The following is a 23,865-nucleotide window of genomic DNA, read 5'->3' as shown; positions in this document are numbered from 1 at the left end:
TGGAGAGGGGGAAGGAGGGCCCCGCCAGTGGCGGGGCATGGGCCCGCACGCGTCAGTCGCGCGGGCGCTGCGGCGCCGGCAGTTCTTCCTGCAGGCGCGGTTCGAACGGGTAGAACGCGGCGCCACCGGACGAGGTCGGGAAGCTGGCGTTGAGCGCACCGCCGCCGGCCGGGGCCAGGCTGGACTTCGGCCAGGGCCGGGCCTGCAGGCTGCCGACATCACCGAAGGGCAGGTGGCGGGTGCTGCTGGCCGGGACGCTGGGGCTCAGCGCCGGCTGCGCAGTGGCCACTGCACGCTGCGGCGCGTCATCGCGCTGGGCCACGCGTGCGGCCTGCTGGCTGCGGGTGGCGCTGGCGCGGCGGGCGTCCTGGCGGCGGCTGGCGGCCATCGCTACGGCCGGTGCGGCGGCCACGGCCATCGCCGCGCTGTCGACCGAGGCCTCGGTCACGGCGGACGGGCCCGGCGCAGGTGCCAGTTCGGCCTGGCTGGCCACCACCTGCGGCGGCAGCGGCTCGCCAGGGCCGGCATCCTTCAGCTTCTCGCCGCCCATGAACAGGGCCACGGCGGCCACCGAGGCGGCCAGTGCGGCACCACCGCCCCAGGCACGCCAACCGGTGCGGCGCACCTGGCGCCGCGGCTCGGCCTGCGGTGCCGGTTCGGCGGCGATGGCGGCGGCCACGGCCGCGCTGAAACCGGCCGGGGCCAGCAGCGACGCCTGGCCACGCATCACGTCGCCGAGCAGCTGCCAGCGTTCCTGGCTGCCGGACAGCTCGGGATCGTGTTCCATGCGGCGCAGCAGGAAGCGCGCCTCATCGGCACCGAGCTCGCCATCGACCAGGGCCGACAGCTGTTCGCGGTGGCGCTGGTCCAGGCGCTGCCCGGCGGGAGATTGGTGGTTCTGCGATTCGTTCAGGGGACTGTGGGTCATACGCGGCTCTTCTCACGGGTGGCGCTGCCGATGTCCAGCAGCGGCCGGAGTTCGGTGTCGATCGCCTCGCGCGCCCGGAAGATCCGGGACCGCACGGTGCCGATCGGGCACCCCATCTTCTGCGCGATTTCCTCGTAACTCAGGCCTTCCACCTCGCGCAGGGTGATCGCCGACCGGAGTTCTTCCGGCAGCGCGTTGACGGCCTTCATCACCGTCTGTTCAAGCTCCTGGCGCATCAACTCGCGTTCGGGCGTGTCGGTGTCGCGCAGGCGTGTTCCGGTATCGAACTGCTCGGCGTCGCCGATGTCGATGTCATCGGTCGGCGGGCGTCGATTGTGTGAAGCCAGGTAGTTTTTGGCGGTGTTCACGGCGATCCGATGCAACCAGGTGGAGAACTGGGCATCGCCACGGAAACTTCCGATCGCGCGGTAGGCGCGGATGAAAGTGTCCTGGGCGACGTCCTGACATTCGCTCCAGTCGGCGATGTAGCGACCGACCAGACCGACGACCCGGTGCTGGTACTTGCGTACCAGGACATCGAAGGCCGCGCTCTCGCCGCGCTGCACGCGCCGGACCAGTTCCAGATCCAGCTCCTGTGGTGTTTCAACATCGGCCATGAGGGGCCGCACTCCTGTCAGCCCAACCGACGTCGGGCAATGAGACTGCCAATCCCGGGAAAAGTTCAGTCGCCGATCACCTGGCGCCGCACCAGCTTTTAACCACCGTTCCGCTAGCGTCCCGGTCCGGGGCCATGGATCCGGGGTCGCCACACCCCAGCTATTGGGATTTGACGCGGGGGAAACAACCTCTGGATCATAGCCGCTTCTCCATACACAACCGGATGGAACGTCCATGCTCTCAGGCTTCGATGGTCTCCGCTTCAGCCACTGGCACCCCGAGATCCGCGATGACGGCGTGGTCGTGCTGTCTTTGGATCGTCAGGACAGCAGTGTCAACGCGATGTCGCAGGACGTGCTGCTGGAGCTGGGCGACCTGCTCGAGCGCATCGCCCTGGACCCGCCCAAGGGCGTGGTCATCCAGTCGCTGAAGAAGGCCGGCTTTATCGCCGGGGCGGACCTGAAGGAGTTCCAGGAGTTCGACCGCCGCGGCACCGTGAACGACGCGATCCGCCGCGGCCAGTCCACCTACCAGAAGCTGGCCGAGCTGCCCTGCCCCACCGTGGCGGCCATCCACGGCCACAGCCTGGGCGGCGGCACCGAGCTGGCGCTGGCCTGCCGCTACCGCGTGGCCTCCAACGACAGCAGCACCCGCATCGGCCTGCCGGAAACCCAGCTGGGCATCTTCCCGGGCTGGGGCGGCAGCGCGCGCCTGCCGCAGCTGGTGGGCGCCCCGGCGGCGATGGACATGATGCTGACCGGCCGCACCCTGTCGGCCTCGGCCGCCCGTGGCATCGGCCTGGTGGACAAGGTGGTGGCGCCGGCAGTGGTACTCGATACCGCCGTGGCCCTGGCCCTGTCCGGTACCACCCGCCCGTTCAAGCAGCGCGCCACCGCCTGGGCGACCAACACCTGGCTGGCACGCAAGCTGCTGGCCCCGCAGATGGTCAAGCAGGTCGCCCGCAAGGCCAAGAAGGACCAGTACCCGGCGCCGTACGCGCTGATCAGCACCTGGCAGCGCACCGCCGGCAAGCCGGTGCAGGCGCGCCTGGACGCCGAGCGCCGCGCGGTGGTGAAGCTGGCCAGCACGCCGACCGCGCGCAACCTGATCCGCATCTTCTTCCTGACCGAGCGCCTGAAGGGGCTGGGCAGCGGTGATGCCGGCATCCGCCACGTGCATGTGGTCGGCGCCGGCGTGATGGGCGGCGACATCGCCGCCTGGGCCGCGTACAAGGGCTTCGAGGTGACCCTGCAGGACCGCGAGCAGCGTTTCATCGACCCGGCCATGGAACGCGCGCAGGCGCTGTTCGCCAAGAAGGTTCGCGACGAGAGCAAGCGCCCGTCGGTGGCAGCGCGCCTGCGTGCCGACCTGGAAGGCAATGGCGTGGCCGAGGCCGACCTGGTCATCGAAGCGATCATCGAGAACCCGGAGGCCAAGCGTGCGCTGTACCAGACGCTGGAACCGAAGATGAAGCTGGACGCGCTGCTGACCACCAACACCTCGTCGATTCCGCTGGTGGAACTGCGCGACCACATCCAGCGCCCGGCGCAGTTCGCCGGCCTGCACTACTTCAACCCGGTGGCGCAGATGCCGCTGGTGGAAATCATCCACCACGACGGCATGGCGCCGGAGACCGAGCGCCGCCTGGCCGCGTTCTGCAAGGCGCTGGGCAAGTTCCCGGTGCCGGTGGCCGGCAGCCCCGGCTTCCTGGTCAACCGCGTGCTGTTCCCGTACATGCTGGAAGCCGCCACGGCGTACGCCGAGGGCATTCCGGGCCCGGTGATCGACAAGGCCGCGGTGAAGTTCGGCATGCCGATGGGCCCGATCGAGCTGATCGACACGGTGGGCCTGGACGTGGCCGCCGGCGTGGGCAAGGAGCTGGCACCGTTCCTGGGCCTGCAGGTGCCCGAGGCACTGGCGACGGTGGACCCGGCCAAGCGCGGCAAGAAGGATGGCCAGGGCATCTACACCTGGGAGAACGGCCGGGCGAAGAAGCCGGACGTGGCGCGTGACTACCAAGCCCCTGCGGACCTGGAAGACCGCCTGATCCTGCCGCTGCTGAACGAAGCGGTGGCCTGCCTGCACGAAGGCGTGGTGGCCGATGCGGACCTGCTGGATGCGGGCGTGATCTTCGGTACGGGGTTTGCCCCGTTCCGTGGGGGTCCGATCCAGCACATCCGCGCGGTGGGCGCCGATGCGATCGTCGAGCGGCTGAAGGCGCTGCAGCAGCGCCACGGCGACCGTTTCGCCCCGCGCCCGGGCTGGGACAACCCCGTCCTGCGCGAACCGGTGGTGTGAGTTGATCGGCCGGGCCTGCGGCCCGGCACCCGCGGTAGTGCCGGCCGCTGGCCGGCAACCCTGAAAGCCAGAGCCAGAGCCGGAGCTACAGCCGGCTCTGGCTTTTCTGTTTGTTGGGCGGGGCGGTGTGGGCTTGCAGGACACGCCGTAAACCCGTCCATGGGGGCTCGTAGGCGCCATCCATGGCGCCTGCGGTCCTGCAAGCCCACACCGCCCCACCCCCGACAGTTTCCCGGTGACGGTGAGTGAACTCCCATTGCGGTAGGTGTCGACCTTGGTCGACACGCGTGGTCCACGCTTGCGTGGATGCGAGCGAAGCGACCGGCGTTTGAATTTGATTTTCTTTTTTCTTTTCCGTGGCTGACGCGCACGGAAACTGTCGGGGGCCGGGCGGGTGGGTTGCGCAGGACCGTTGGCGCCATGGATGGCGCCATCGAGCCCCCATGGATGGGTTTACGGCGTGTCCTGCGCAGCCCACCCGCCCGGCCAGCCACAGCGCCAGTCGACCAACAGTCGACTCTACCGACCGACCAGCCACGAGGGGCTGCGCCGTTGGCTGGAACCCAGTCGAGCAAGCTCGACTCTACGGAACAGGCTGTTACCCGCATGGGGCATGTACCCATCACGACCGCATGCCATGCTGGCGCCCTTGATCCCTGCCAGCGAGAACGCCCGCATGACCACCATCATCGCCCCGCGCGTCCACGACATCGGCGGCCTGGAAGTGCGCCGCGCGGTGCCCACCCTGCAGGCCCGCAGCATCGGCTCGTTCGTGTTCGTCGACCAGATGGGCCCGGCCATCATGCACCCCGGCACCGCCATCGACGTGCGCCCGCACCCGCATATCGGCCTGGCCACCGTCACCTACCTGTGGTCCGGCGCCATCGGCCACCGCGATACGCTGGGCTCGGACCAGGTCATCCGCCCCGGCGACGTGAACTGGATGACCGCCGGCCGCGGCATCGCCCATTCCGAGCGCACCCCGCCGCCAGACCGCAGCCAGGACAACCCGATCCACGGCATGCAGACCTGGGTCGCGCTGCCGAAGTCGCACGAGGAAATCGAACCGGCGTTCTACCACCATGCCGCCGCCACCCTGCCCGAGCAGCGCCGCAACGGCGCGTGGCTGCGCGTCATCGCCGGCCGTGCCTACGGTGAGGAATCGCCGGTGAAGGTCTTCGCCGATACGCTCAACGTGGCCATCGACCTCGACCCGGATGCGGAGATCGACATCGACAACGGCCATCGCGAACGCGCGCTGTACATCCTCGAAGGCCAGGCGCAGCTGGATGGCGTGGATATTCCGGCCCAGCACCTGGTCATTCCCGAGGCCGGCGCTGTTGGCCGCCTGCGCGCGAAGACACCGGTGAAGGCGATGCTGTTCGGTGGCGAACCGCTCGATGGCCCGCGCCACCTGTGGTGGAACTTCGTGTCCAGTTCCAAGGAGCGCATCGAACAGGCCAAGCACGATTGGGAAGCCGGGCGCTTCGGCACCATCCCCGGCGATGACAAGGAATTCATTCCGCTGCCGCAGTATTGAGGCAGAAAGCAGTCGAGCAAGCTCGACGCTGCGGCAAGGCCTCGGCACGCCCCGCCGGGGCTCCACGCCGCGTATACGCGGCCATCACCTGCTGCGCACTCCAATGCGACCGCACGCATCCGCGCGCCTCATTGGAGAGCACGTCATGGGCATGGGCAAACGCTTGGCCGCCGAGTTCCTCGGCACGTTCTGGCTGGTCCTGGGGGGCTGTGGCAGCGCGGTGCTGGCCGCGAAATTCGGCGGCGACGGCAATCCGCTGGGCATCGGCTTCCTCGGCGTGGCACTGGCTTTCGGCCTGACGGTGGTGACCGGCGCCTACGCGTTCGGCCACGTGTCCGGCGCGCATTTCAATCCGGCGGTCAGCGTCGGGCTCTGGGCCGGCGGCCGCTTCCCGGCCCGCGACCTGCTGCCCTACGTCATCGCCCAGTGCGCCGGCGGCCTGCTGGCCGGCTTCATCCTCCTGCAGATCGCCTCCGGTGCGCCCGGCTTCGGCATTGACAGCAGCCAGGCCGGGGCATTCGCCAGCAATGGCTACGGCGCACTGTCGCCGGGTGGCTACAGCGTGGCCGCCGCCTTCCTGTGCGAGGTGGTGCTCACCGCCGTGTTCCTGGTGGTCATCATGGGGGCCACGCACGGCAAGGCACCGGCCGGCTTCGCGCCGCTGGCCATCGGCCTGGCCCTCACCCTGATCCACCTGATCAGCATCCCGGTCACCAATACGTCGGTGAACCCGGCCCGCTCCACGGCCGTGGCTTTCTTTGCCGGCAGCGGCGCGACCGGCCAGCTGTGGCTGTTCTGGGTGGCCCCGCTGCTGGGCGGCATGATCGGCGGGATGATCTACAAGTGGGTCGGCAGCGACCACTGAGCCCTGCCCTGGCCATCACGGCCGACACTCGGCCGTGATGGTTACGGTTGTAACCGCAATTTGTGCGATCGCTCACGTTCCGTTAAGGTCGGAATGACCGTCCGTACACATGCGGACGGCACGGCATCCGGGGATGGGATGCCACCGCCACCGGCGCGCCGGTGGAGCCTTACGACACGCCACCTTGGGGGATGCATGAAGTTCGTGCCTGTTGTGTTGTCGAGCCTGCTGTTCGTCGCGGCCCATGCCGCCGCACAGGCTCCGGTCGAGTGCCCGTCGCTGCCCGCCAGCAGTGGCCTGCAATGGCAGCAGCAGGCACAGCCCGATTTCGTGGTGTGCCGTGCGGCCACCGCCGAAGGCCGCGAAGTGCTGAGCCTGATGCTCAGCCAGCGCGACCCGGGCATTCCACTCAGCCGCTCGCTGCGCCAGGAAAAAGGCAGCTTCGGCGGTGAATCGATGTACTGGTACCAGCCCGACCTGGGCGGACAGCAGCCGCCCGGCTATGCCGAACGGCGCATCAGCGTGGTCAAGCTGGACAAGGGACGCTATGCGCAGATCGCGCTGTACCCGGACAGCAGCCAGGAACTGGGCAGCCTGCAGCAGCTGGCGCAGGGCATGAGCCTGACCCCGTCGGCCGTGGCCGACGGTCGCTGAGGGGTTGCGGGGATGACTGCCTGGCAGTGTCCCCGCACTTCAACATTGATCGGTAGCGCCGGGCCATGCCCGGCGAACCCGCGCTTGCGCGCGAAGCTGGGAAAGCCGCCGGGCATGGCCCGACGCTACCCCTCAGAAGCGGCCTTCCTGGAAATCCACGAAGGCCTGCATCAGCTCCTGCCGGGTGTTCATCACGAACGGGCCGTGGCGCATGACCGGCTCGCGCAGCGGGCGACCCGCCACCAGGATCAGCCGTGCGCCTTCGCTTCCGGCCGACAGGTGCAGCTGCTCGCCGCCGCCCAGCACCGCCAGTTCCTGGCGCGCCACGTCACGCGCGGCGTCCTGCTCGCCTACCGTCACCCCGCCCTCGAAAACATAAGCGAAGGCGTTGTGCCCTTCCGGCAGCGTGTAGGTCCAGGCGCGGTCGGCTTCCAGGCGGATGTCCAGGTACACCGGATCGGTGGCCGGCTGGGCGATCGGGCCGGCCGTGCCATCGACGGTACCGGCGATCACCTTCACCTCCACGCCCGCCGCCGGCTGCACCACCGGAATGCGCTCGGGCGCGAATTCCTGGTACTTGGGGTCGGTCATCTTGTCGCGCGCCGGCAGGTTGACCCACAGCTGGAAACCGCGCATCTGCCCGCTTTCCTGCTCCGGCATTTCCGAATGGACCAGGCCGCGGCCAGCGGTCATCCACTGCACGCTGCCCGGGGTCAGCAGGCCTTCGTTGCCGTGGTTGTCACGGTGGCGCATGCGCCCGTCGAGCATGTAGGTGACGGTCTCGAAGCCACGGTGCGGGTGTTCCGGGAAGCCGGCGATGTAGTCCTCGGCACGATCGGTGCCGAATTCATCCAGCAGCAGGAACGGATCCAGGTCGGGCAGCGACGGGCCGCCGATGACGCGGGTCAGGCGCACGCCGGCACCGTCGGAGGTGGGCATGCCACGGATGGTGCGCTGCACGCGCACCGGCTCGGGAAGGCTCATGGCGACTCCTGTTGGATGGATGCCGATGAAGATGGACGCCGCACGCCGCAACGCCAATGGGCGGCACCGCAACCGATTGTTCCACCACTGGTGTTCGCCGGGCGTCATGTCCGCCGCGCGACGGCGCCTGCGTTGTGTTCGACCAAAGTACTACCGCAGAAAAGTCCCGCACGCATTGACCGTGCACAGGTCACGCGGGACTCTTTGAACATCTTTCCGGGAGAGAGCACCTCATGAAAGGGTTTTCCAAAATAGGCTGGGCGGCCCTCGCCCTGCTTGGCGCATTCTGTCTGGGCACAGTGGCCCTGCGCCGCGGCGAGCACATCAACGCATTGTGGATCGTGGTCGCCGCGGTATCGCTGTATCTGGTGGCCTACCGCTTCTACAGCCTGTTCATCGCCGACAAGGTGATGCAGCTCGATCCGACCCGGGCCACCCCGGCGGTGATCAACAACGATGGCCTGGACTACGTCCCGACCAACAAGCACGTGCTGTTCGGCCACCACTTCGCCGCCATCGCCGGCGCCGGCCCGCTGGTCGGCCCGGTGCTGGCCGCGCAGATGGGCTACCTGCCCGGCCTGCTGTGGCTGGTGGTGGGCGTGGTGCTGGCCGGCGCGGTGCAGGACTTCGTGGTCCTGTTCCTGTCCAGCCGCCGCAACGGCCGTTCGCTGGGCGACCTGGTGCGTGAGGAAATGGGCCAGGTGCCCGGCACCATTGCGCTGTTCGGCGCCTTCCTGATCATGATCATCATCCTGGCGGTGCTGGCGATGGTGGTGGTCAAGGCACTGGCCGAAAGCCCCTGGGGCATGTTCACGGTGATCGCGACGATGCCCATCGCGATCCTGATGGGCGTGTACATGCGCTACATCCGCCCCGGCAAGATCGGCGAGATCTCGGTGGTCGGCCTGATCCTGCTGCTGGCCGCGATCTGGTTCGGCGGCAAGGTGGCGGCGGACCCGACCTGGGGCCCGGCCTTCACCTTCACCGGCACCCAGATCACCTGGATGCTGATCGGCTATGGTTTCGTCGCCTCGGTGCTGCCGGTGTGGCTGCTGCTGGCCCCGCGCGACTACCTGTCCACCTTCCTGAAGATCGGCACGATCATCGCGCTGGCGATCGGCATCCTGGTGGTCATGCCGGAACTGAAGATGCCGGCCCTGACCCAGTTCGCCGCCAGCGGCGACGGCCCGGTGTGGAAGGGCGGCATGTTCCCGTTCCTGTTCATCACCATTGCCTGCGGCGCGGTGTCCGGCTTCCACGCACTGATCTCCTCCGGCACCACGCCCAAGCTGCTCGCCAATGAAGCGCACATGCGCTACATCGGCTACGGCGGCATGCTGATGGAATCGTTCGTGGCAGTGATGGCGCTGGTGGCGGCCTCGATCATCGATCCGGGCATCTACTTCGCAATGAACAGCCCGGCGGCGGTGATCGGTGCCGATGCGGCCTCGGCGGCGCACTTCATCACCAACACCTGGGGCTTCACCATCAGCCCGGAACAGCTGACCGCCACGGCGGCAGCCATCGGTGAACCGACGATCCTGCATCGTGCCGGTGGCGCCCCCACGCTGGCGGTCGGTATCGCGCAGATCCTGCACGAGGCGATCCCCAGCAGCAGCGACGCGATGATGGCGTTCTGGTACCACTTCGCGATCCTGTTCGAAGCGCTGTTCATCCTGACCGCAGTCGATGCCGGTACCCGTGCCGGTCGCTTCATGCTGCAGGACCTGCTGGGCAACTTCATCCCGGCGCTGAAGAAGACCGAATCGTGGACGGCCAACATCATCGGCACCGCCGGCTGCGTGGCGCTGTGGGGCTACCTGCTCTACACCGGCGTGGTCGATCCGTTCGGCGGCATCCAGACGCTGTGGCCGCTGTTCGGCATCTCCAACCAGATGCTGGCCGGTATCGCGCTGATGCTGGGCACGGTGGTGCTGTTCAAGATGAAGCGTGACCGCTATGCGTGGGTGACCGCGCTGCCGGCGGTGTGGCTGCTGATCTGCACCACCTACGCGGGCTTCATCAAGATCTTCGACAGCAACCCGGCCCAGGGCTTCCTGGCGCAGGCGCACAAGTACCAGGCGGCCATCGCCAGCGACACCATCACCGCGCCGGCCAAGTCGGTGGCGCAGATGCAGCAGATCGTGGTCAACGCCTACGTCAACACGGGCCTGACCTCGCTGTTCCTGCTGGTGGTGGGTGCGGTGCTGGTGTATTCGATCAAGACCATCCTGGCGGCGCGCCGCAATCCGCAGCGCAGTGACCGCGAGACCCCGTACGTGGCACTGAAGCCGCACGAAATGGTGGATCTGTAATGAGCACGCAACTCGTTCCCGTCGGCCAGTACCAGGCGCACCGCCGCATCTGGCGGCGCCTGGTGCAGACCGCACGGCTGTGCTGTGGGATTCCTGATTACGACAACTACGTCCGGCACATGCTGGAGAAGCATCCGGACCAGGAGCCGATGGACTACAAGACGTTCTTCCGTGAGCGGCAGGAAGCGCGGTATGGCGGTCGCAACGGCGGTCGCTGCTGTTGAGCTTTGGAGGTGGGTGCCGGGCTTGCAGCCCGGCGCCTGCCGATTCAACAGCGACTGCAACTGCGACTGCAACTGCAACTGCAACTGCAAGAGCGTCGGCTCTGGGCTTCTGTTTGGTTGGCGGGGCGGTGTGGGCTTGCAGGACACGCCGTAAACCCTTCCATGGGGGCTCGATGGCGCCATCCATGGCGCCAACGGTCCTGCAAGCCCACACCGCCCCACCTCTGACAGATTGCCGGTCACGGCGAGACACATGCGGGGTCAGATCCGTTTTCCGAAGGAAAACGGATCTGACCCCATTTTGTTTATCGATATCTGACAGATGTGCCGACCAACGGTCGGCACCCACCAACAGCCGCGTGAACCTGTCGAAGGCGGGGCACTGTGGGTTTACGGGGTGTGAGCCGCATGGATGCGGGGTCAGATCCGTTTCCCGAAGGAAAACGGATCTGACCCCATTTTGTTTATCGATATCTGACACATGTGCCGACCAACGGTCGGCACCCACCAACAGCCGCGTGAACCTGTCGAAGGCGGGGCACTGTGGGTTTGCGGGGTGTGAGCCGCATGGATGCGGCGACCAAGCCCCCATGGATGGGTTTACGGCGTCCCCGCAAACCCACAGTGCCCCGCCATCCCACGGAATGCCGCTTTTGATTTTGAGGTTGCCGGCCAGCGGCCGGCACTACCGCAGGTGCAGGGCTGCAAGCCCTGCCGGCCTACTCCACCAGGGTGATGGGGGTGAGCGTGACCTTGGCGTTGTTGGCTGCCCCCATGCGATCGGTATAGGCCTGCCCGCGCTGCAGCAGGTAGAAGCTGTCCAGGTAGTCGATATCGTTGGCAAACCAGGACGTCGGCATGGCATTGAGGATGGCACCGGCGATGTCGGCGATGACCGCGTACTCCGGCGCGAACACGCCCAGCGCGGTCTTCACCCCGGTGGTCAACGCCACCAGCAGTTCCTGGTAGTTGGTATCGCCGTCATCCTCGAACAGCTGCACGTTGGCGGCGTTGAAACGGTAGTTGCCCCAGATCACCAGCGCCTGCTGCGGGGTGTAATCGGTGTTGTCGTAATCCAGATACGGCATGTCGACGGTGACCATTTCCGGCTCGGTCTTGTCGACCTACAGGCCGGAAACGACAGCAAACACCTCTGCCGCACCCAGTGCCCACGGCTCCTGGTCATCGGCCAGGCGGATGCGATCCAACCGGGTGATGTCCAACGACGCGCTGGCGCCATTGGCGGCGATGCTGATGCGCTCGGGGGACTGCAGGCCGCGTTCGCGCAGGCCGGCGTTGACCAGGGCCATGCCCTCGGCCACCGAGCGGCGGGTATCGACATCGACGATCAGCACGGGGAAGTCCGGCGCCTGCTTCGCATCCAGCAGGTGCGCGCGGCCCTGTGCGTCATAGGCGGTCAGCGTGGTCCAGTCGCGGTCATTGCCGCGTGGCAGGCTGGCCACCCACAGCTGGCGCGGCGCGATGGCATCCAGTGATGCGCCTTCGGGCACATAGGCGCGCAGTTGCAGCAGCGCAGGCCCCTGCTCCGACAGGCCCTTGCGCAACCGCAGCTGGCCATCCTGCCGGGCCACGCTGCTGCTGGCCAACGTCCGCGCCTGCGGATCGAAACGCGCCACCACCTGCTGCAGGGCGACGCCACGTTCCGGCGCCGCACGCAGGGCCGACCGCGCGGCGTCGGCAAAGCCCGGTTGTGCGATGAGCGCGGCGACGTCGCGCGCACTGGCATCGGTGATCGCCTGCACATCGGCAGGCCGCGCCTGCAGGGGTGCCTGCGCCAGCGCCGACGCACTACCCAGCATCAGCGCCAACAGCGCCGACGCACGAAACATCCATTGATTCGTCATGAATCCACCTGTCGGGAAGGCTGGCAGCCGCCAGCGGAGGCTGCGCCGCGAGCCCCCTGCTTCCCCACGCGACGCATGCCGCCACGCTACGTGCCCTGCCGCCGATAATCCGTTATCGGCCGCACAGTTCCGGCAGTGGCAGGCGCCGGATGCGTCACGCCCGGCAACGCGAGATCAGCCGTTGGCCATCCATTTCAGGATCAGCCCGGTGACATAGGCCAGGCCGGTACCGGTGGCGTACCCCACCGTGCCCAGCAGCACGCCCACCGGCGCCAGCGAGGGATGGAATGCCGCGGCCACCACCGGTGCCGACGCCGCCGCACCGATGTTGCCCTGCGACCCGATGGCGAAGAAGAACAGTGGCGCACGCAGCAGTTTGGCCACGATCCACAGCACCAGCACGTGGGTCGCCATCCAGATGGCGCCGAGCAGGAACAGCCACGGCCGGTCCAGGAGCGACAGCAGGTTCATCTGCATGCCGATGCAGGCGATCAGGAAATACAGGAACACGGTGCCCAGTCGCGAGGCACCGGCCGCTTCCAGCCGGCGCGCGCGGGTGAAGCTCAGGCCCAGTCCCATCGCCGTGGACAACAGGATGACCCAGACGAACTGGCTGTCCAGGCTGAACTGGCTGGCCCAGCTGATATTGGCCTTGAACCAGCCCGCCAGCGGCGCGGCGATGGCATGCGCCAGGCCGACACCACCGAGCGCCACGCCGACGATGATCATCAGGTCGGTCATGCTGGGAATGCGCGCGTTCTGCGCGTCATAGGCACTGATGCGCGCCTTCATTTCGTCGATGGCGCGGGTGTCGGCACCATTGCGCGTATCGATCTGCTGCGCGCGGTTGGCCAGGAACAGCAGGATGGCCATCCACAGGCTGGCGCAGGCCACGTCGACCACCGCGAACTGGCCGAAGGTGGTGGCATCGGTGCCGAACACCTCGCGCATGGCCACCATGTTGGCGCCGCCGCCGATCCAGCTGCCGGCCAGAGCGGCCATGCCCGCCCAGGTGTCGCCGGCCACCGTTTCCGGGTGGATCAGCTTCATCACTTGGAAGGAGACGATGGCGCCCAGCATGATGCCGGCGGTACCGGCGCAGAACACGGCCAGCAGCTTGGGGCCAAGCTTGGCGATGCCCTTCAGGTCGATCGACAGCGTCAGCAGGACCAGCGCCGCCGGCAGCAGCACGTCGCGGGCCACCGGGTTGTACAGCGCGGTGTTGTGGCCGTCGATGACACCGGCAGTGTTGTAGATGGCGGGAATGAAATAGCACAGCAGCAGGGCCGGCACCCAGGCGAAGATCTTCTTCAGCAGGGGGGTCGGGCCGCTGGCAGCCCAGAAGATCAGGGCAAGAGTGGCGGCAATCAGGCCGAGGCCAACGATGTCGTTGCTGATCAGGGCAGTAGCGGGTTCGGTCGGCATGGGATCCTCTGTCGATCGAAAGAGCGGAAAAAAACGCCGCAGGATGCGGCGTTGCCCGAGATTAACATTGCCTTCACGCCGGGTCATGCTGCGCTGCTTGCCGCAGCACAGCGACGTGCCCAGAATTGCCCCATCCCCCACGGCACATCGCCATCGGAGCCTGTCATGCAACTGGGTGCTTTCTCGGTCAGCCTGTCAGTGAAGGATCTGGCGGCATCGCGTACGTTCTACGAAGCCTTGGGCTTCGTGGTGAGCGGCGGTGATGCGGCACGCAACTGGCTGGTGCTGCGCAACGATGGCATCGTGATCGGCCTTTTCCAGGGCATGTTCGAGGGCAACCTGCTGACCTTCAACCCGGGCTGGGACCAGTACCGGCAGGAACTGGGCCAGTTCCAGGACGTGCGCGAACTGCAGGATGCGCTGGATGCACAGGGCATCGCGCTGACGACACGCACTGATCCCGATGGCCAGGGCACCGGCTACCTGCAGCTGGCCGATCCTGATGGCAATGTGATCCTGATCGACCAGCACGTGGAGCGCGCGAAGGCGCGGTGATTGCTCTGGTGGGCGTCGACCTTGGTCGACGGAAAACATGCCAGCCAAGGTTGGCATCTACCGGGGCGAGCGGTCAGCCCGGACGCGAGGCGCCGAAGTCGAGGGTGACCCGCGTGCCGCGCGGCTCGACCGGTTGCAGGTGCAGGGTCCAGCCCAGGTGTTCGCACAGGCGGGCGATCAGGTCCAGGCCGATGCCGCCGCGGTCGGCACGCTCGCCACGGGCCATGCGCGCGTGGATGGCAGCGATTTCCTCCGGCGCCATGCCGTGGCCCGGGTCCTGCAGGGTCAGCACTGCCTGCGGGCTCAGGCGCAGTTCGATGTGGCCACGGCCACTGTTCTCGATGGCGTTGCGCAGCAGGTTGCCGATCGCGGCCTGCACCACGGCCAGCGGCGCGACGATGTCCACCGGCGCGGACTGGATGCCGATGGTCAGGTCTTTGTCCCCCAGCAGGTGGCGATGGTCGGCGACGATCTCCGGCAGCAGCTGTTCCAGCGCGATGCGCTCGGCACGCGCGGCCAGCCGGGCCGGATCACGGGCCAGCACCAGCAGCAGCTCGATCAGCTGCTCCACCCCCTGCGCCGTACGCAGCACGCGCTGCATCTGCTGGCGTGCGCGCTCGGGCAGCCCCGGCTGTTCCAGCGCCAGTTCGGCCGCGCCGGTCATCACCGCGATGGGCGTGCGCAGCTCGTGGCTGGCCGTACTGATGAACACCCGCTCGCGCTCGACGAACTGCTCGTTGCGGTCGAGGTAGTCGTTGAGCGCGTCGGCGATCGTGTGCAGTTCGGAACTGCCGCGCGGGTCGACATCGATGCGCTGGCCCTGCTCGCCGGGCCGCAGCGCGCCGATGTGATGGGCCAGCAGGCTGAGCGGGCGCACCACCCGTTCCATGCCGAAGGACGCCATCAGCACGGTGACGAAGACCATGATGATGCCGGCCAGCATCACCCAGCGCGTGGCGAACTGCTCCAGGTCGTGGAAGTCGGAGATGTCCAGCGCCAGCGCCACGCGTCCCATCGATGCGGTGTCGCGCACCATCACCGCGGTCTCGCGCTCGCCGACCATCACCCCGTCGTGCAGGCCCGGATGCAGGCCGCGCAGGGTGGCCGGCATGTTGGTCTCGTCGAAGCGGTAGAGGCTGAGCGTGTCCGAATCCTGCCAGTGGTACTGCGGCTCGTGCTCGGTGTGCTCGACGATGCTGTCCAGTTCGGAATTGAGCAGCGCGCGCCACGCCGCATGCTCGGCGTGCTCGTGCACGTAGTTGCCGACGCTGAACACCGCCAGCGAGATCAGCGCCAGGTAGCCCAGCAGCCAGCCGATCACGCGCCGGTACAGCGGCCCCGGCTTACGCGCCTTCTTCATCGTTTCCATTGCCTGCACTGCCGCTGGCCGCCAACCGGTAGCCCACGCGCGGCAGGGTGTGGATCAGCTTGTCGTTGAAGGGGCCGTCCACGCTGCGGCGCAGCTCATAGACGTGCGAACGCAGCAGGTCGCCATCCGGCGGCTCGTCGCCCCACAGAGCGAACTCCAGCTGCTGGCGGGTGACCGCGCCGGGGCTGGCGCGCATCAGCACTTCCAGCAGCTTGCGGCAGGCCGGGTACAGGTGCAGCGCCTGGCCGCCACGCTGGGCCTCCAGGGTGGCCAGGTCCAGCACCAGGTCGGCCACCTGCAGGCGCTTGCGCGGGTTGCGTCCCTGCGCGCGCAGCAGCAGGGCCTCCAGCCGCACTTCCAGCTCGGGCAGGGCGAAGGGCTTGGTCAGGTAGTCATCGGCGCCGGCGCGGAACCCGGCAATCTTGTCCGGCAGCTCGTCGCGGGCGGTCAGCATGATCACCGGCACTTCCGAACCCTGGTCCGCGCGCAGGCGGCGCAGCACTTCCGGCCCTTCCATGCGTGGCAGCATCCAGTCCAGGATGACCGCGTCATAAGGGTGGCTGCCCGCCAGGTGCAGGCCGGTGATGCCATCGGGGGCCACGTCCAGCACGTGCCCGCGCGACTCGAAGTAGTCGAACAGGTTGGCCACCAACTGGCGGTTGTCCTCGATCACCAACAGGCGCATGCACGGAATGTCCACGGAAGTTCGTACCATGGTAGCGCTGCCCATGTCGGAATGCGGTCGCCCTGCGCCCACCTCCGACGCCTTTCCCACGCCTGCCCTTCCACAATGGCCGTTTTGCTCCCGGAGCCCGCCGTGCCCGTAGCCCTGTCCCGCCGCTGGTTCCTGCCCCTGTTGTGGCTGCTGATGATCGCCTCGCTGGGCGCCGGCATCGGCATGCGCCAGCCGCAGCCGCCGGACGAGCCGCGCTTCGTGCTGGCCGCGCGCACCATGGTGGAAAGCGGGGAATGGCTGCTGCCGCACCGTGGCAGCGAGCTCTACGCGGAAAAGCCGCCGGTGTTCATGTGGCTGCAGGCGGTGGCCCACCAGGTGGTCGGCAGCTGGCAGTGGTCCTTCCTGCTGCCCTCGTTGCTGGCCGCCCTGCTGAGCCTGTGGCTGGTCTCGGACCTGGCGCGACGGCTGTGGTCGCCACGGCATTCGCTGTACGCGATGGCCGCGCTGTTCTGCACGCTGCAGTTCGGGCTGATGGCCAAGCGCGCACAGATCGACATGGTGCTGGTGGGGATGACCACCGTGGCCCTCTGGGGCCTGCTGCGCCACCTGGCTGAGCGCCGCAACCTGCCGGCGCTGTGGCTGGCCGGCTTCGCTGCTGGCCTGGGTACGGTCACCAAGGGCGTGGGCTTCCTGCCGCTGCTGATGGTGCTGCCGTGGTTCGGCTGGTGGCTGTACCAGCGCCGCCGCGGGCAGGCCGTAGCGGGCCCGCACCCGGCCACCCTGCTGTGGCTGGTGCCGGCATTCCTGCTGGGCGTGGCGGTGTGGCTGGCGCCGCTGGGCTGGGCGCTGCTGCACGAGCCCAGTGCATCGCTGCAGTCCTACGCGCACGAACTGCTGTTCAAGCAGACCGGCACGCGCTACGCCAACGCCTGGCACCACCGCCAGCCCGTCTGGTACTACCTGCAGGTGATCCTGACGCTGTGGCTGCCCGGCAGCCTGCTGCTGCCGCTGCTGGCCAGGCCGTGGTGGCGCCGCCTGCGCCGTGCCGACCGCCGGCAGTGGCTGCTGCTGGGCTGGGCGCTGCTGGTGCTGCTGTTCTTCACCGCCAGCCCGGGCAAGCGCGAGGTGTACGTGCTGCCGATGCTGCCGGCGATGGCGCTGGCCGTGGCCCCGCTGTTGCCGGGCCTGCTGCGCCGCCTGTGCGTGCGCCGCTACCTGTTCGGCTACAGCCTGCTGCTGATGCTCGCCACCGGCACCCTGGGCGTGATGATGATGACCGACAGCCACTGGGCGCAGGCACAGCTGGCACGGCGGGCGATGCCCGATTCACTGCTGCCGGTGCTGGGCAACGGCCTGCTGGTCTTCGCCATTGCCGTGGCCACGCAGGCGGTGTGGCTGCGCGTGCGCCGTGCGGCCCTGCTGGTCCTGCTCACCCACGGCATGCTGTGGATGCTCTATGGGCTGGTGCTGATGCCGACGCTGGACCCCTACGCCTCCGCCTCGTCGCTGATGCATCGCGTTGGCAAGCGGATCGGACCCGATGCCGAACTGGCCCTGGTGGCCTGGCGCGAACAGAACCTGCTGCAGGCCGACCGGCCGGTGCGCGAGTTCGGCTTCAAGCGCCCCTGGGCCGAGCAGTGGCACGATGCCGGCCCGTGGCTGGCCGAGGCCCCGGAGAAGCGCTGGGTGCTGGTACTGGACAAGGCGATGAGCCCCTGCGTCGATCCGGCCCAGGTGGTCGACATCGGCATCGCCAACCGGAACCGCTGGCAACTGCTTCCGGGCAGCGCGTGGGACGCCCGCTGCCATGCCGAACGTGCCGGTGCATCGGAAGAAGAAGACTGAACCCTGGCTCGCGCCGGGATCGCATTAACCCGGCGCGAACGGATGTACGACCCTTCTCCGACATGAAGGTGACGAGCATGGCCGCGGATTCCTGCCATGGCCCCTTCCCGCATGCCCGCTCGTCCCCTTGTCCCGGCCTTTGCCTTCACGCCTTCGTGGCTCGCGTCGCGGTTCGCGCTGACGCATCTGCTGCTGCCCGTGGCCATCGGCCTTCCGCTGTTCACCCTGTTGATGGGCTTCGGCGGTGACCAGTGGGTGGCCGATCACCTGTTCCGGCTGGAAGGTGGCCACTGGGCGCTGCAGGATGCCTGGCTGACCCGTTCGGTCGTGCACAAGGGGGGCAAGTGGCTGAGCACCGCTGCAGCGCTGGTCGCGATCCTGCTGTGCTTCCACCACTGGCGCCGCGGCCGTGACCGCACCCTGCGCTGGGCGCTGCTCTATGTAGTGGCGGCCATGGCGCTGGGTACCGGCCTGATCTCGCTGCTGAAGGCGCTGGTGCCGATGGATTGCCCGTGGGACCTGCTGCGCTATGGCGGCCACGAGCCTTTCATCGGCCTGCTGGCCAGCCGCCCCGAGGGCATGGCCGCGCGCGCCTGTTTCCCGGCCGGCCATGCCAGCGCCGGTTACGCCTGGCTGTGCCTGTACTTCTTCGCCCTGCTCTGGCGCCCGGCCTGGCGCTGGGCCGGGCTGTGGATCGGCCTCGGCAGCGGCCTGGTGTTCGGCATCAGCCAGCAGCTGCGCGGCGCCCACTTCCTTTCGCATGACGTTGCCACGGCGTTGCTATGTTGGCTGCTGTCGCTGGGCCTGTTCCTGATCACGGAGCGGCTGCTGGCCCGGCGCACGCAGGAACGTCCGACCCGCCAGGAGGCACGTGCATGAATGCATCGGTCCAACGTTCGTTCCGCCTGCCGGCGCTGGCCAGCCTTCGCCGCTGGCGCCCGCAGGTGTCCACTGAAGCGCTGATCGTGCTGACCAGCCTGTTCTTCGCCGTCGCCGGCAATGGCCTGTTCTGGCACAGCGCCATGGCCAGCCATCCCGGCAGCCTGCGCTACGCGCTGTCGCTGTTCCTGCTGCTGCTGGGCGCGCATGGCGTGCTGCTGGGCATCCTGGTGTGGCGCTGGAATGCCAAGGTGGTGACCAGCGTGCTGCTGCTGGTGACCGCCTTCGCCGCGCACTACATGAGCCAGTACCACATCTACCTGGATGCGGACATGCTGCGCAACGTGCTGGCCACCGACCCGAAGGAAAGCCGCGAGCTCATGACGGTGTCGCTGGTGTGGCCGGTACTGCTGCTGGCGGTACTGCCCATGGCGCTGCTGTGGCGGGTGGAGCTGCGCCGCCGCAGCTGGGGCCGTGCCCTGCTGTGGCGCGCCGGCTTCCTGCTGGTGGCGGCGGTCACCGCCGTGGGTGGCGCGCTGATCTCGTTCCAGGATGTCTCGGCGCTGATGCGCAACCAGCGCGAAGTGCGCTACCTGGCCACCCCGGCCAACGTGCTGCTGGGCATGCCGCGCGCACTGCGCGGCGACAACCCGGTGCAGCGCGCGCCGAAACTGCCGATCGGCACCGACGCCAAGGCCACCCCGCGCGCGCCGGCCAGCAAGCCGCGGCTGCTGGTGATCGTGATGGGCGAAACCGTGCGTGCGCAGGACTGGGGCCTCAACGGTGGGCGCAACACCACCCCGGAACTGGCACAGGCACCGGTGATCAACTTCCCGGACATGCATTCGTGCGGCACCAGCACCGAAGTCTCGCTGCCGTGCCTGTTCTCGCCGTGGGGACGCCATGACTACGACGAAAAGAAGATCCGCGCCCACCAGTCGCTGCTGCACGTCCTGGACCGCGCCGGCATCGCGCCGCTGTGGCGTGACAACCAGTCCGGCTGCAAGGGCGTGTGCGAAGGCCTGGACTTCCAGTCACTGTCCGACGCGACCACGCCGGGCCTGTGTGCCGATGGCCGCTGCATGGACGAGATCCTGCTGCAGGACCTAGCCACGCAGGTGCGCGCCAAGCCCGGTGACCGCGTGGTGGTGCTGCACCAGCTGGGCAACCATGGCCCGGCCTACTTCGAGCGCTACCCGGCCGCCTTCGCCCGCTTCAAGCCGACCTGCGACACGCGTGACATCGGCCGTTGCACGCGTGAGGAAATCACCAACAGCTACGACAACGCCGTGCTCTACACCGACCACTTCCTGAGCAAGACGATCGGTACGCTGCAGGGCCTGCAGGACTACGACACGGCGATGATCTACCTGTCCGACCATGGTGAATCGCTGGGCGAGAAGGGCCTGTTCCTGCACGGCGTACCCTACGCGATCGCCCCGGCCGAGCAGACCCACGTGCCGATGACGATGTGGTTCTCGCCGGGCTTTGCCAGCAGCCGCGGGCTCGACCTGCAGTGCGTGCGCAAGCGTTCGGCGGCGTACACCGACCACGACAACCTGTTCCCGTCGGTGCTGGGGTTGATGCAGGTGAAGACGGCGCTGTACGAGCGTGACCGGGACCTGTTCGCCGGCTGCGAGAGCTGAGGGGTGTTGTTCTGGCAGGGCTTGCAGCCCTGCACCTGCTTCGAGCCAAGGCAACGTCAACTTCAAAAGCCGGCATTCCGAGGGTTGGCGGGGTGGGTCCGGTTGAGGGGGACGCTGCAAGTACGTCCATGTAAGCTCGGTCGCCGCATCCATGCGGCTCACGCCCCCTCAACCGGACCCACCCCGCCTTCGACAGACTTCCGCGATCTGTCGGAACGGCGTTCTGCTCTGGTGGGTGCCGACCGTTGGTCGGCACGGGGTCGGATATCGATGTTTGACGGGAAAATCGTGTCGACCAAGGTCGACACCTACCAACAGCCGCCGTTGCCAGTAGATCCACGCCATGCGTGGATGAATTCATTCGATATCTGACAGATGTGCCGACCCACGGTCGGCACCCACCAACAGCCGCGTGAACCTGTCGAAGGCGGGGCGGTGTCGGATTGCGGGGTGTCCGCGGCATGGATGCCGCGACCAAGCCTACAAGGACGTACTTGCGGCGTCCCCGCAATCCGACACCGCCCCGCCAACCCACGGATAGCCCGCTTTTGACGTTGACGTTGCCTTGGCCTCTGCAGGTGCAGGGCGCAGCCCTGCCGGACCCCACCAACCTTCCCCACTTGCGGTAGGCACGCGCGCCCACTAGCCTTCGGCCGTCGTTCACCACCCAAGGACCGCCCGTGACTCACCGCCATCTCCTGCTGGCCTCGGCTATCGCCGCCGCCACGCTGGCCCTGGTCGCCTGCAAGAAGGAACCTTCGCCCGGCACCGAGGCCGCCACCGCCAGCGCGCCCGCCGGCGAGACCGCCGACCAGTTCGTCGCCCGCATCAACGCCGAATTCAAGGCCGCCTACCCGGAGATGACCTCGGCACAGTGGCTGTCCTCCACCTACATCAACAGCGATTCCGAACGCATCGCCGCCAAGGCCAACGAGCGCTCGCTGACCCAGCTCAACAGCTGGATCGAGCAGGCCGGCAAGTTCGACGGCCAGCCGATGAGCGAGGACAGCAAGCGCGCCATCCACCTGCTGAAGCTGATGTCCTCGATGCCCGCACCGCGTGATGCGGCCAAGCTGGCCCAGCTGACCCAGATCGCCACCCGCATGGAAGGCAGCTACGGCGCGGGCAAGTACTGCACCGATGCCAACGATCCCAACTCCTGCCGCCAGCTCGGCGAGCTGGAACAGGTGCTGGCGCGCAGCCGCGACTACGACACGCAGCTCGACGCCTGGCAGGGCTGGCACAGCACCACCAAGAGCATGCGCGGCGACTACCAGCAGTTCGTCAGCCTGGTCAATGAAGGCGCCAAGGGCATGGGCTTCACCGATGCCGGGCAGATGTGGCGCAGCGGCTATGACATGCCGCCGGAGCAGATCGGGCCGGAAACCGACCGCCTGTGGGAGCAGGTCAAGCCGATGTACGAGCAGCTGCACTGCTATGCACGCGGCAAGCTGGACAAGACCTATGGCAAGGACAAGGCTGAAGTGGGCAACGGCCTGATTGCCGCGCACCTGCTGGGCAACATGTGGCAGCAGGACTGGTCCAACCTGTGGGACCAGCTGGAACCGTACCCCGGTGCCGGCAGCCTGGACATCACCGCAGCGCTGGAAAAGCAGTACCAGGCCAACCTGAGCGCGGCGCTGGCCAAGGCCGGCAAGGATGCCAACGTGGCGGCGCAGTACAAGGCGCAGCGCGAGGCCGAACTGCGCACCGCCAAGCAGATGACCGAGCGCGCGCAGGATTTCTACGTGTCGCTGGGCATGCCCTCGCTGCCGCAGACGTACTGGGAACGCACCCAGTTCATCAAGCCCGATGACCGCGACGTGGTCTGCCACGCCAGTGCCTGGGACATGAACATGGAAGGCGACGTGCGCACCAAGATGTGCATCAAGCCGAACGAAGAGAACTTCACCACCATCTACCACGAGCTGGGCCACATCTATTACGACCTGGCCTACAACCCGCTGCCGCCGCTGTTCCAGGGCGGTGCCAACGATGGCTTCCACGAAGCGATCGGCGACACCATCGTGCTGGCGATGACGCCCAAGTACCTGAGCTCGATCGGCCTGGTGGACGCGCCGAGCGAAAGCCGCGAGGCGGTCATCAACAACCAGATGCGCATGGCCCTGTCCGGCGTGTCGTTCCTGCCGTTCGGCCTGATGATCGACCGCTGGCGCTGGGGCGTGTTCGATGGCTCGATCACCCCGGACAACTACAACAAGGCCTGGTGGGATCTGAAGGCCAAGTACCAGGGCGTGGCCCCGGCCAGCACCCGCGGCGAGGAATTCTTCGATCCGGGCGCGAAGTACCACGTGCCGGGCAACACGCCGTACACCCGCTACTTCCTGGCGCGCATCCTGCAGTTCCAGTTCTACAAGGGCCTGTGCGATGCGGCCGGCTACAAGGGCCCGCTGCATGAGTGCACCTTCTACGGCAACAAGGAAGCCGGGCAGAAGTACTGGGCGATGCTGAGCAAGGGCGCCAGCCAGCCGTGGCAGGCCACGCTGAAGGAGCTGACCGGCAGCGACAAGCTCGATGCCGGCCCGATGATCGAGTACTTCAGCCCGGTCAACGACTGGCTGAAGCAGCAGAACCAGGGCCAGATGTGCGGCTGGCAGGCCAGCGCGGCACCGGCGGCGAAATGAAAGAAGGGGCGGGTCCGCAAGGATCCGCCCCTTTTGTTCCGGTAGCGCCGGGCCGCGCCCGGCGGCTTTTCATCGCACCGCTGCGCTCGCCGGGCATGGCCCGGCGCTACCTGCTTCGGTCAGTTGTTCTTTTTCGCCGCCATTGCTGCGGCCAGTTCGGCCTTGTATTCCTCGAAGGTCTGGCCCTTCTCCCTGGCCTCGGCCTGCGCGGCGTCGCGCAGCGCATCGGAATACACCAGGCGCACCGGCGTGCCCTTGCGCTCGTGCAGTTCACCGGCCTGCATGATCAGCGCGAGCACCTGCGCGGCACTCTCGCTGTGGCCGGCGATGCGGCCATCCATGCCCAGCACCCATTCGCCATCGCGGCGCACGACGCCAGCCAGCAGCGTGCGCTGCGCATCGCGCAGTTCGGCATGCGGCTCGACAGGCGAGGCCTGGGCAGCGGCCTTGTTGGCAGCCTTTTCTTCCTGGCGGCGGCGCTGGTCGCGACGGGTCTTGGAGGTGGTGGACATGGGGCGGTACCGCGACGAGGGG

General features: G+C 67.8%; 18 protein-coding genes and 1 pseudogene. 11 read left to right on the top strand and 8 right to left on the bottom strand.

What is annotated here, in order from left to right; all coding sequences use genetic code 11:
* Nucleotides 1-52: 52 nt before the first annotated feature.
* Nucleotides 53-928: a sigma-E factor negative regulatory protein gene (locus C1926_RS01555; protein ID WP_108758051.1), complete on the bottom strand. Its 876-nt coding sequence runs from the start codon at nucleotides 926-928 to the stop codon at nucleotides 53-55.
* The gene (gene rpoE / locus C1926_RS01550; protein ID WP_079222753.1) at nucleotides 925-1,545 is read right to left on the bottom strand and encodes an RNA polymerase sigma factor RpoE; all 621 of its coding nucleotides are present in this window, start codon (nucleotides 1,543-1,545) and stop codon (nucleotides 925-927) included. The genes C1926_RS01555 and rpoE overlap by 4 nt, the downstream gene beginning before the upstream one ends.
* A gap of 235 nt (nucleotides 1,546-1,780) precedes the next feature.
* On the opposite strand from rpoE, the gene C1926_RS01545 reads away from it, so the two are divergent.
* The 4 genes from C1926_RS01545 to C1926_RS01530 all read left to right on the top strand — a co-directional run bounded on the left by C1926_RS01545 (nucleotide 1,781) and on the right by C1926_RS01530 (nucleotide 6,903).
* Complete coding sequence (locus tag C1926_RS01545) at nucleotides 1,781-3,844, top strand: 3-hydroxyacyl-CoA dehydrogenase NAD-binding domain-containing protein (protein ID WP_108758050.1); 2,064 nt, start codon at nucleotides 1,781-1,783, stop codon at nucleotides 3,842-3,844.
* A gap of 676 nt (nucleotides 3,845-4,520) precedes the next feature.
* The gene (locus C1926_RS01540; RefSeq protein ID WP_108760605.1) at nucleotides 4,521-5,384 is read left to right on the top strand and encodes a pirin family protein; all 864 of its coding nucleotides are present in this window, start codon (nucleotides 4,521-4,523) and stop codon (nucleotides 5,382-5,384) included.
* A 145-nt stretch (nucleotides 5,385-5,529) separates the two neighbouring features.
* Nucleotides 5,530-6,249 carry an aquaporin Z gene (aqpZ, locus tag C1926_RS01535; protein ID WP_079222755.1) on the top strand — a complete coding sequence of 240 codons (720 nt, stop codon included), beginning with the start codon at nucleotides 5,530-5,532 and terminating at the stop codon, nucleotides 6,247-6,249.
* Nucleotides 6,250-6,444: 195 nt separating this feature from the next.
* Nucleotides 6,445-6,903 (top strand): hypothetical protein, encoded by a 459-nt coding sequence (locus tag C1926_RS01530; RefSeq protein ID WP_079222756.1) that lies wholly within the window; start codon nucleotides 6,445-6,447, stop codon nucleotides 6,901-6,903.
* A gap of 132 nt (nucleotides 6,904-7,035) precedes the next feature.
* On the opposite strand, the gene C1926_RS01525 is transcribed toward C1926_RS01530, so the two are convergent.
* Nucleotides 7,036-7,887 (bottom strand): pirin family protein, encoded by an 852-nt coding sequence (locus C1926_RS01525; RefSeq protein ID WP_108758049.1) that lies wholly within the window; start codon nucleotides 7,885-7,887, stop codon nucleotides 7,036-7,038.
* Nucleotides 7,888-8,120: 233 nt separating this feature from the next.
* Here C1926_RS01525 and C1926_RS01515 point away from each other — a divergent pair, with 233 nt between their 5' ends.
* Nucleotides 8,121-10,202 carry a carbon starvation CstA family protein gene (locus tag C1926_RS01515; protein WP_108758047.1) on the top strand — a complete coding sequence of 694 codons (2,082 nt, stop codon included), beginning with the start codon at nucleotides 8,121-8,123 and terminating at the stop codon, nucleotides 10,200-10,202.
* Nucleotides 10,202-10,426, top strand: coding sequence for a CstA-like transporter-associated (seleno)protein (locus C1926_RS01510; RefSeq protein ID WP_049467479.1), 225 nt, complete (start codon nucleotides 10,202-10,204; stop codon nucleotides 10,424-10,426). Before C1926_RS01515 ends, C1926_RS01510 begins: the two co-directional genes overlap by 1 nt.
* A gap of 719 nt (nucleotides 10,427-11,145) precedes the next feature.
* Here the strand turns inward: C1926_RS01510 and C1926_RS21750 are convergent.
* Nucleotides 11,146-12,246 (bottom strand): annotated as a pseudogene (locus C1926_RS21750) (DUF3103 family protein).
* A gap of 219 nt (nucleotides 12,247-12,465) precedes the next feature.
* Entirely contained in the window at nucleotides 12,466-13,716 is a 1,251-nt protein-coding gene (locus tag C1926_RS01495; protein ID WP_108758044.1) for a DUF819 family protein, read from the bottom strand.
* Nucleotides 13,717-13,881: 165 nt separating this feature from the next.
* Here C1926_RS01495 and C1926_RS01490 point away from each other — a divergent pair, with 165 nt between their 5' ends.
* Nucleotides 13,882-14,271, top strand: a complete 390-nt coding sequence (locus C1926_RS01490) for a VOC family protein (RefSeq protein WP_108758043.1) — start codon at nucleotides 13,882-13,884, stop codon at nucleotides 14,269-14,271.
* A 73-nt stretch (nucleotides 14,272-14,344) separates the two neighbouring features.
* Here the strand turns inward: C1926_RS01490 and C1926_RS01485 are convergent, their stop codons facing one another.
* Entirely contained in the window at nucleotides 14,345-15,631 is a 1,287-nt protein-coding gene (locus C1926_RS01485; protein WP_108758042.1) for a HAMP domain-containing sensor histidine kinase, read from the bottom strand.
* Nucleotides 15,615-16,325, bottom strand: a complete 711-nt coding sequence (locus tag C1926_RS01480; RefSeq protein WP_108747167.1) for a response regulator transcription factor — start codon at nucleotides 16,323-16,325, stop codon at nucleotides 15,615-15,617. Before C1926_RS01480 ends, C1926_RS01485 begins: the two co-directional genes overlap by 17 nt.
* Before the next feature lie 114 nt (nucleotides 16,326-16,439).
* On the opposite strand from C1926_RS01480, the gene C1926_RS01475 reads away from it, so the two are divergent.
* The 4 genes from C1926_RS01475 to C1926_RS01455 all read left to right on the top strand — a co-directional run bounded on the left by C1926_RS01475 (nucleotide 16,440) and on the right by C1926_RS01455 (nucleotide 23,331).
* Nucleotides 16,440-18,161, top strand: a complete 1,722-nt coding sequence (locus tag C1926_RS01475) for a glycosyltransferase family 39 protein (protein WP_254057398.1) — start codon at nucleotides 16,440-16,442, stop codon at nucleotides 18,159-18,161.
* A gap of 111 nt (nucleotides 18,162-18,272) precedes the next feature.
* A complete protein-coding gene (locus tag C1926_RS01470) occupies nucleotides 18,273-19,040 on the top strand; it encodes a phosphatase PAP2 family protein (protein ID WP_108747863.1) in 768 nt (255 codons plus the stop codon).
* On the top strand, nucleotides 19,037-20,686 hold the full coding sequence (locus tag C1926_RS01465; RefSeq protein WP_108758040.1) for a phosphoethanolamine--lipid A transferase: 1,650 nt from the start codon (nucleotides 19,037-19,039) through the stop codon (nucleotides 20,684-20,686). Before C1926_RS01470 ends, C1926_RS01465 begins: the two co-directional genes overlap by 4 nt.
* Nucleotides 20,687-21,366: 680 nt before the next feature.
* Nucleotides 21,367-23,331: a M2 family metallopeptidase gene (locus C1926_RS01455; protein ID WP_108758039.1), complete on the top strand. Its 1,965-nt coding sequence runs from the start codon at nucleotides 21,367-21,369 to the stop codon at nucleotides 23,329-23,331.
* A gap of 119 nt (nucleotides 23,332-23,450) precedes the next feature.
* Here C1926_RS01455 and C1926_RS01450 read toward each other — a convergent pair whose 3' ends face one another.
* Nucleotides 23,451-23,843: a hypothetical protein gene (locus C1926_RS01450; RefSeq protein ID WP_108758038.1), complete on the bottom strand. Its 393-nt coding sequence runs from the start codon at nucleotides 23,841-23,843 to the stop codon at nucleotides 23,451-23,453.
* Nucleotides 23,844-23,865: the final 22 nt, after the last annotated feature.

This window comes from Stenotrophomonas sp. ZAC14A_NAIMI4_1 (assembly GCF_003086915.1).
GTDB lineage: Bacteria > Pseudomonadota > Gammaproteobacteria > Xanthomonadales > Xanthomonadaceae > Stenotrophomonas.
Note: the sequence above shows the minus strand (reverse complement) of the source record. Positions and strands in the feature narration are given on the sequence as shown.

Excerpts from the sequence above, each read along its gene's own strand:
- C1926_RS01555 (WP_108758051.1), bottom strand. The coding sequence starts at position 928 with ATGACCCACAGTCCCCTGAACGAATCGCAGAACCACCAATCTCCCGCC.
- rpoE (WP_079222753.1), bottom strand. The coding sequence starts at position 1,545 with ATGGCCGATGTTGAAACACCACAGGAGCTGGATCTGGAACTGGTCCGG.
- C1926_RS01545 (WP_108758050.1), top strand. The coding sequence starts at position 1,781 with ATGCTCTCAGGCTTCGATGGTCTCCGCTTCAGCCACTGGCACCCCGAG.
- C1926_RS01540 (WP_108760605.1), top strand. The coding sequence starts at position 4,521 with ATGACCACCATCATCGCCCCGCGCGTCCACGACATCGGCGGCCTGGAA.
- aqpZ (WP_079222755.1), top strand. The coding sequence starts at position 5,530 with ATGGGCATGGGCAAACGCTTGGCCGCCGAGTTCCTCGGCACGTTCTGG.
- C1926_RS01530 (WP_079222756.1), top strand. The coding sequence starts at position 6,445 with ATGAAGTTCGTGCCTGTTGTGTTGTCGAGCCTGCTGTTCGTCGCGGCC.
- C1926_RS01525 (WP_108758049.1), bottom strand. The coding sequence starts at position 7,887 with ATGAGCCTTCCCGAGCCGGTGCGCGTGCAGCGCACCATCCGTGGCATG.
- C1926_RS01515 (WP_108758047.1), top strand. The coding sequence starts at position 8,121 with ATGAAAGGGTTTTCCAAAATAGGCTGGGCGGCCCTCGCCCTGCTTGGC.
- C1926_RS01510 (WP_049467479.1), top strand. The coding sequence starts at position 10,202 with ATGAGCACGCAACTCGTTCCCGTCGGCCAGTACCAGGCGCACCGCCGC.
- C1926_RS01495 (WP_108758044.1), bottom strand. The coding sequence starts at position 13,716 with ATGCCGACCGAACCCGCTACTGCCCTGATCAGCAACGACATCGTTGGC.
- C1926_RS01490 (WP_108758043.1), top strand. The coding sequence starts at position 13,882 with ATGCAACTGGGTGCTTTCTCGGTCAGCCTGTCAGTGAAGGATCTGGCG.
- C1926_RS01485 (WP_108758042.1), bottom strand. The coding sequence starts at position 15,631 with ATGAAGAAGGCGCGTAAGCCGGGGCCGCTGTACCGGCGCGTGATCGGC.
- C1926_RS01480 (WP_108747167.1), bottom strand. The coding sequence starts at position 16,325 with ATGCGCCTGTTGGTGATCGAGGACAACCGCCAGTTGGTGGCCAACCTG.
- C1926_RS01470 (WP_108747863.1), top strand. The coding sequence starts at position 18,273 with ATGCCCGCTCGTCCCCTTGTCCCGGCCTTTGCCTTCACGCCTTCGTGG.
- C1926_RS01465 (WP_108758040.1), top strand. The coding sequence starts at position 19,037 with ATGAATGCATCGGTCCAACGTTCGTTCCGCCTGCCGGCGCTGGCCAGC.
- C1926_RS01450 (WP_108758038.1), bottom strand. The coding sequence starts at position 23,843 with ATGTCCACCACCTCCAAGACCCGTCGCGACCAGCGCCGCCGCCAGGAA.